The sequence below is a fragment of the Salipiger sp. HF18 genome (genome assembly GCF_011806505.1).
GTDB classification, from domain to species: domain Bacteria; phylum Pseudomonadota; class Alphaproteobacteria; order Rhodobacterales; family Rhodobacteraceae; genus Salipiger; species Salipiger thiooxidans.
Window position 1 is genome coordinate 1 of sequence record NZ_JAATOS010000185.1, and the last position, 7,521, is coordinate 7,521.

A 7,521-nucleotide genomic window follows, 5' to 3' on the forward strand; every position below is an offset into this window, starting at 1 on the left:
CGCGGGATGGAGCAGCCCGGTAGCTCGTCAGGCTCATAACCTGAAGGTCGTAGGTTCAAATCCTACTCCCGCAACCATCGTTTCCGACAAAGTCCTCGCCATCCGCGGGGGCTTTGTCGTGTCCGCATCCCCCAACGCCAGAATACCCGCCAGATCGCCGCTGAGCTCGATCCGGTGCCCATCGGGCGCGTCCGCTGCTGGAACCATCCGGATCTCGGAGATCAGGCTGCGCATCGCCTCGGCGGCCTGGACCCGAACTGCTGGGTCTGACAGGGCAGTGGCTCGCGTACCCGGACAGGAAACCCCGAATGCCTGGGACGCAGTGACCCTATTCCAGGGAGACCCTCCCGCAATGAAAAGGCGCCGCGTCGCCGCGCGGCGCCTTCCTGCATCAGAGAACCGTTCAGATCCGACCGAGATCCGGCTCGCTCTCGCAAAGCCACGCCTTCCCGAAGGCAGCCCGCGTGCCGGATCACACCAGCCGGTAATCCGCCCTTCGGCTCTCTCGCAGGACCGCCCGCCCGTTCGGCAGGTCGTTGCTTTCGGCGCGCGCGAGGGCTTCCGATGCGCTCAGCCCATGGTCCAGCCAGCGTTGGACGAGTCGGCGAGTCAGCATCTCCTCGTCGATCGCCAGCGAAACGGTGATGTCCCAGAGCGGGGCGAGGTCGTGCCAGGGCGCGCAGTCCAGCAGGAGGTAGTTGCCCTCGAAGATCAGCACGCGGGCGGCGGGATCGACCTGGCCGGCGCCGGGCAGCGTGCGGTCGGCGGTGCGGTCGAAGAGCGGGTAGGCGGGCGAGGCGCCGGCGCGGATCTCGCGGACCAGCGCCACGAAGGCCTCGGCATCGAAGGTCTCCGGCGCGCCCTTGCGCGCGCGCAGGCCGTGGGCATCGAGCCAGTCGTTGTCGCGGTGGAAACCGTCCATCGGGATCACCTGCGCCATGGGCCCGAGCCCCCGGGCCAGACGTTCGGCGAGCGTCGACTTGCCCACCGCCGGAGGGCCTGCAAGCGCCACGAGGCAGCGCGGGGAGGACCGCGCCGCCTCGATCAGGATGCTCAGCAACTGGCCGGCATCGACTGAGCTCATGCAGCGATGCTTTCGCCGGGAGGGGCCTTGGCCCCGGTCATCAGCGCCACCGCGTCAGACATGGTGCAGTCGTCGGGCGCCACGGTGCAGAGACGGCGCCCCAGCCGGTGCACGTGGATGCGGTCGGCGACCTCGAACACGTGCGGCATGTTGTGCGAGATCAGGATGATCGGGATACCCCGCGCCCGCACGTCCTGGATCAGGTCCAGGACCTTTCGGCTCTCCTTGACCCCCAGCGCCGCCGTGGGCTCGTCGAGGATGATGACCTTCGAGCCGAAGGCCGCCGCCCGCGCCACCGCCACGCCCTGCCGCTGGCCGCCCGAGAGCGTCTCGACCGGCTGGTCGATGTTCTGGATGGTCATAAGCCCGAGTTCGGAGAGCTTCTCGCGGGCGATTTCGCGCATCTTGCCGTGGTCGAGCTTGCGCAGCCAGCGCCCGGCGATGCCCTCGGCCCGGATCTCGCGGCCCATGAACATGTTGTCGACGATGGAGAGCGCAGGCGACAGCGCGAGGGTCTGGTAGACCGTGGCGATGCCTGCCTCCTGGGCCTGCAGCGGCGAGGAGAAATGGACCTCCTGGTTGTTGAGCGTGATGGTGCCCGCGTCGATCCGGATCGCGCCTGAGAGCGCCTTGATCAGCGAGGACTTGCCCGCCCCGTTGTCGCCGATCACCGCGAGGATCTCGCCGGGGTAAAGGTCGAAGTCGCAATCGTCGAGCGCGGTGACCCGGCCGTAGCGTTTCTGCAGCCCGCGGGCGGAAAGAATGGGAGCGTTCATGCCGAGACCTTTCTGATCCATTGGTCGATGGCGACCGCGATGATGATGAGCCAGCCGATGGCGAAGACCTGCCAGAGCACGTCGACCCCCGCGAGACGCAGCCCCGACTGGAAGACACCGACGATCAGCGCGCCGAAGAGAGCACCGAGGATCGAGCCGCGTCCGCCGAAGAGCGAGATGCCCCCGATGACCACGGCGGTGATCGACTGCAGGTTGCCCTCGTAGAAAGCCTGGGGCGAGATCGAGCCGACGCGACCGATCGAGGCCCAGGCCGCGATGCCGCAGACGAAGCCCGCCAGTGCGTAGACCGACATCAGGGTGCGGCCGGTGCGGATGCCGGCGAGCTCGGCCGCCTCGGCGTCGTCGCCCACCGCGTAGACGTGGCGGCCCCAGGCGGTCCGATTCAGCATGTACCAGAGCACGAGAAACACCAGCACCATCAGGATAGAGCCGTAGGTGATCCGGGCCGGACCGATGGCGATGGTCTCGCCGAAGACCTTCAGCAGGGGCGCGGCGGAGTCGATGTCCTGGCTGCGGATGGATTGCGCGCCCGAGAGCCAGAGGTTGAGCGCGTAGAAGATCGACCAGGTGCCCAGCGTGGTGATGAAGGGCGGCAGTTTCACCCGGGTGACGAGGAAGCCGTTGAACATCCCCGCCGCGGTGCCGCCCACGAAGGCGATGATCAGCGCGAGGAAGGCGGGCACGCCGGAATAGACCGCGAGGTTGCCCGCGATGACCGACATCAGCACCATGATCGCCGCGACCGAAAGGTCGATGCCCGCGGTCAGTACGATCAGCGACTGGGCGGCGGCGAGGATGCCGATGATCGACACCTGCTGCATGATCAGCGTGAGGTTGAAGGCCGAGAAGAACTTCGACCCGGACACCACGCCGAAGACCGCGACCGCGCCCAGAAGCACGATCACCGGCACCAGCGTCGGATTGGAATGCAGCACGTGCTGCAGCTTCTCGACGGGGCCGCGGCGGTGCGGATCGAAGGCTGCGACGCGGCGGTCCGCGCTGTCGACAGCCGTCTCGAAGTCCTGCGCGGAACGTCGCGTTGGCGGGATGGTCTCGCTCATGGCGGCCTCATCTGTTCAAGGGGAGGGGACCCGGGGGGCGCGTGCCGCCCCTCGGGCAGACCGGCGGCATCAGGAGCGCCGTACCGGCCGCGGGGGGCTCAGCCCCAGCACTTCTCCAGCGCCTCTTGCGAGGTGATCGAGGGGATGCCGTCGACCGGCTGGTCGGTGACCAGCTCGACGCCGGTGTTGGTGAACTCGAGCCCTTCGGACGCCTGGGGCTTCTCGCCGCTGTCGGCGAAGGCCTTGATCGCCTCGATGCCCATTGACGCCATCTTGAGCGGGAACTGCATCGAGGTGGCACCGATCACTCCGGCCTCGACGTTGCGCACGCCCGGGCAGCCGCCGTCGACCGAGACGATCAGAGCCTGGCCCTCGAGCCCCACGGCCTTGAGCGCCTCGTAGGCGCCGGCGGCGGCGGGTTCGTTGATGGTGTAGACGAGGTTCACCTCGGGATCCTTCTGCAGAAGGTTCTCCATCGCGGTGCGGCCGCCTTCCTCGTTGCCGTTGGTCACGTCGTTCCCGACGATGCGGGGATCGTCCTCGTCACCCATCTTGGTGGGATCCTTGATGTCGATCCCGAAGCCGTTGAGGAAGCCGTTGTCGCGCAGGTAGTCGACCGAAACCTGCGAGGGGTTCAGGTCGAGCAGTGCGATCTTAGCCTTGGAGGGGTCCTCCATCTTGGCGGCGGCCCACTTGCCGATCAGCTCGCCGGCAAGGAAGTTGTCGGTGGCAAAGGTCGCGTCGGCCGCGTCGATGGGCTCGAACGGGGTGTCGAGCGCGATCACCAGCAGGCCGGCCTCGCGGGCCTTGCCAACCACCGGGGCCAGGGCCCGGCTGTCCGAGGGCGTGATCAGGATGCCCTTGGCACCGGCGGCGATGCAGCTTTCGACCGCGGCCACCTGGGTCTCGACGTCGCCGTCGATCTTGCCGGCATAGGTGTTGAGCTCGATGCCCAGCTCATCGGCCTTGGCACTGGCGCCTTCCTTCATCTTCACGAAGAACGGGTTGGTGTCCGTCTTGGTGATCAGGCAGGCCGAAGTGTCTTCGGCATAGGCCGTTCCCGCACAGAGAACCAAAGCCAGGGCTGAACCTGCAAACAACGTCTTCATCGTCATCCTCCCTTAAGGTCACGCGCCGCCTGCCCCTTCGGCAGGTCATCGGCGCCTCCGCTCCTCCAAGCGGATCGTGGCCCAAACTGCCGCGATTCCCGGCTTCGGTCAATAAGTAAATCCATTTGATTTATTTATTGACTGGCACGCCCATATGGGGCCTGCTAGGCAATGGGCCATTGGAGGATCTCTCATGGATGGCAATGACCGCATCGGCGCGCGTTCCGGCGTCAATCAGATCGGGGTCCGCGCACATAACGAGCGCCTGATCCTGTCGCTGGTGCGCCGTGGCGGCGGATTGCCGGGCGCCGAGATCGCCAAGCTGACGGCGCTCTCGCCGCAGACCGTGTCCAACATCCTGCGCAAGCTCGAGAACGACGGATTCCTGCGCCGTGGTGCGCCGCAGCGGGGGCGGGTGGGGAAACCCTCGATCCCGATGCAGATAGACCCGGACGGCGCGCTCTCCTTCGGGATGAAACTGGGACGGCGGTCGGCCGATCTCGCGGTGCTGGACCTGTCGGGGCGGGTGCTGGGCCAGAGCCAGCTCACCTATCGCTACCCGATGCCCGCCGAGATCTTCGCCTATCTGCGCGAGGGGATGGACGAGCTGTCGCTGTCCCTGACCCCGCACCAGCGCGCCCGCCTTGCCGGGATCGGCGTCGCCGCCCCGGCCGAGATCTGGAGCTGGGTCGACGTGCTGGGCGCTCCGGCCGACTTCTCGGTCTGGAGCGGCGTAGATTTCGCAGCCGAGGTCGCCGCGTTCTCGGACCTGCCGCTGTTCCAGGTCAACGACGCCACCGCCGCCTGTCGTGCCGAGCACGTGTTCGGCCGGGGGCTCGACCTGACGGACTACGCGTATTTCTTCATCGGCTCCTTCGTGGGCGGCGGAGTGGCGCTGAACGGCAGCGTGGTCGAGGGGCTGAAGGGCAACGCCGGCGCCTTCGGCGCGATCCGCGTACGCGGGCAGGAGGGCGGCACGGCGGCGCTGATCGACGAGGCCTCGCTCTACCTGCTCGAGAACGCGCTGACCGGGGCGGGCGTGCCCGCGGGCGCGCTCTGGCACCAGCCGCAGGACTGGTCTGGGCTCGGCCCCGCGCTCGACCTCTGGATCGCGCGCTCCGCCCGCGCGCTGGCCGACGCCGCGCGGGCGGTCTGTGCGGTGATCGACTTCCCCGTGGTGCTGATCGACGGCGCCTTACCGACCGACGTCCGCGCCCGACTCGTTGCCGCCACCCGCGCGGAACTCTCCCATCTCGACCTGCGCGGCCTCACGGCGCCTTCTATCGAGGAGGCGGCAGTGGGCGGCAACGCCCGCGTCATCGGCGCCGCAACGGCCCCGGCGATGGCGAAGTTCTTCGAGTTCTAGGTGGGGCAAAGCGTGCTGGGTACTGTCGCGTAGAGCGGGCACCTGAAGCGACTCGCTCCACGATGCCTCTGGACCGCAGCAACGGCTATTGAACCGCGACTCACCGGCCTCGACGCCAAGGACAGGCTCGGTCGTCCAGAGCACAAGACGGCCTGCGCGGCGCGTTCATGTGCCCATGCTGGCCCGAAGGTGGCCCAGGAAGGGATGACGACGCTGGAGCGCAGCCTGCCCTTGTCACCGCACGAGCATCATTTGGGCTTCTGGCTTCCTGCCCGGACACCGGCCCCAGTGGGCAGTGCAGAATGGCAGGCGCAGTTGCGCGTTCTGCGGGATGTCATCCGTCAGGCGCAGGACGGCACATGCGCCGCTCCCTGTTCCAGCACTTTAAAAGTGCTCTCGAGCTGGTCAAACGGCTCGCCGAGGCTCTCAGGCGAGGGGAAAACCTTGCCGCTCTTAGAGCGCATCTTCACCTCTACCGGGTGCAGCCGCAAGCGGCACCCGCCGACGTCGTCCGTCCTAATGCTTAAAAGCAATAGATCCGCACGGCGTTGGTCGTCCGGCGTTCTGGCTCCCTCCCCGAGAAGGTCAATGAGAGGGTAGACCGAGTCCATTGGTACAATGCAGCGCACTTCACGCCCTGAGACCGCCCGCTTTCAAGCCGAGAGCCCTTGAAAAGCCAAGCGCGCCCAGGCTCTGGGTATGCCCCATCGTCAAGAGAGAAGAGAGGCCGACACCTCGTATGCCAAGGTTAGAAATTACCTTGCGGACAGCCGCCAGTATCCCGGCGCGACCTCGTATTTCGACCGGCACGGCAAGCGCCGCTGGCGCTTCCGCAAGGGTGGCTTCTCGGCCGAGCTTGGAATTGACTACGGCTCAGAGGATTTCATCCGGCGATACGAGGCCGCGCTGGAAGGACACCGGACGCGCGGCGGCGTCGGCGCGGGTCGTGCGAAACCCGGCAGCGTCGAGTTGCTCGTCTCGAAATGGTACCGGTCGCAGGACTTCCTGGCGCTCGAGGCATCGACGCAGCGCGTTTACCGCGGTGTGGTCGAGAGCTTCCGCCAGCAGCACGGCGACAAGCCCGTGCACCTGATGCAGCTCCGTCATGTGCAGGATCTTCTGGCTGCCAAGGCGGACACGCCTGCAGCGGCCAACAACCTGCGCAAGAGGCTGATCCAGCTTCTGGATTACGCGATCACGCTGGAATGGCGGACCGACAACCCGGCACGCGCCACGAAGCCCTACAAGGTCGCCACGGAGGGCTTCCACACCTGGACCGAGGCGGAGATCGCAAAGTTCATCCAGACGCATCCTGAGGGCACCGAGGCTCACAGGGTGATGACGCTGATGGCCTACACCGGAGCGGCCCGCGTGGATGCGGTGCAGCTTGGCCCCTGGAACATCAAGGATGGGCGGTTTCAGTACCGTCGCCAGAAGACGAAGAAGACCAACGGGCGCTTGATCTCGATTCCCGTGCATCCGGATTTGGCGGCGGTCTTGGCCAAACTGCCGACCGACCGGCCCTACATCGCCACGAGGCGCGGTACGGCGCGTACAGCGGCCGGACTGGGCAATCTCATGCAGCGCTGGACCCGGGAGGCGGATTTGCCCGCCTGCTCCTCTCACGGCCTTCGGAAAGCCTGTGCGCGGCGACTCGCGGAGGCCGGAGCAACCACGAACCAGATCGCGTCGGTGACCGGTCACAAGACGCTGGCGCTTGTGCAGCACTACACGGCTGCAGCAGAACGCCAAGGATTGGCCGATTCAGCTTTCGAGAAGCTGCTCGCACGTCCGAATGGAGAACAAAATCTGGCGAACCTTCCTGATTGGTTCGCCAATATCGACACCAAGTCCCTTAAAGGAAAGGAAAACTGATGTGTTGAACGACACGTAGTTTGGCATCCGGAGGACGTTCAAGCCATTGTTTTCTCGATCTTCACGGGCCTAGTACGACAACAAATCGGCGCTTTTCGACACTTGGTTTGGCGTCTTTCGGAAGGACTGAAGCAAGATTGGGATGCGTGCTCAGGATAGTGCCCCCGCGCGTGGTGTAGGAGCGTGGACCTTCGGAGAGGTCCGAGTCTGATCAGGATGCCACGGCGGG

The 7,521-nt window shown here is 66.4% G+C and carries 6 protein-coding genes and 1 tRNA gene; 3 read left to right on the top strand and 4 right to left on the bottom strand.

Annotated elements, in window-relative coordinates; all coding sequences use genetic code 11:
- Positions 1-77 (top strand) — tRNA-Met (locus tag HC022_RS15080).
- A gap of 395 nt (positions 78-472) precedes the next feature.
- On the opposite strand, the gene HC022_RS15085 is transcribed toward HC022_RS15080, so the two are convergent.
- The 4 genes from HC022_RS15085 to HC022_RS15100 all read right to left on the bottom strand — a co-directional run bounded on the left by HC022_RS15085 (position 473) and on the right by HC022_RS15100 (position 4,051).
- Positions 473-1,084, bottom strand: coding sequence for a phosphoribulokinase (locus HC022_RS15085; protein WP_167452997.1), 612 nt, complete (start codon positions 1,082-1,084; stop codon positions 473-475).
- A complete protein-coding gene (locus HC022_RS15090; protein WP_008885520.1) occupies positions 1,081-1,860 on the bottom strand; it encodes an ATP-binding cassette domain-containing protein in 780 nt (259 codons plus the stop codon). The genes HC022_RS15085 and HC022_RS15090 overlap by 4 nt, the downstream gene beginning before the upstream one ends.
- Entirely contained in the window at positions 1,857-2,942 is a 1,086-nt protein-coding gene (locus tag HC022_RS15095; RefSeq protein WP_008884732.1) for an ABC transporter permease, read from the bottom strand. The genes HC022_RS15090 and HC022_RS15095 overlap by 4 nt, the downstream gene beginning before the upstream one ends.
- A 98-nt stretch (positions 2,943-3,040) precedes the next feature.
- Complete coding sequence (locus HC022_RS15100; protein ID WP_089962295.1) at positions 3,041-4,051, bottom strand: sugar ABC transporter substrate-binding protein; 1,011 nt, start codon at positions 4,049-4,051, stop codon at positions 3,041-3,043.
- Positions 4,052-4,244: 193 nt separating this feature from the next.
- Between HC022_RS15100 and HC022_RS15105 the strand changes: the two genes are divergently transcribed.
- Positions 4,245-5,417 (top strand): ROK family transcriptional regulator, encoded by a 1,173-nt coding sequence (locus HC022_RS15105; protein ID WP_167452998.1) that lies wholly within the window; start codon positions 4,245-4,247, stop codon positions 5,415-5,417.
- A gap of 699 nt (positions 5,418-6,116) precedes the next feature.
- Positions 6,117-7,292 carry a tyrosine-type recombinase/integrase gene (locus HC022_RS15110; protein WP_167452999.1) on the top strand — a complete coding sequence of 392 codons (1,176 nt, stop codon included), beginning with the start codon at positions 6,117-6,119 and terminating at the stop codon, positions 7,290-7,292.
- Positions 7,293-7,521: the final 229 nt, after the last annotated feature.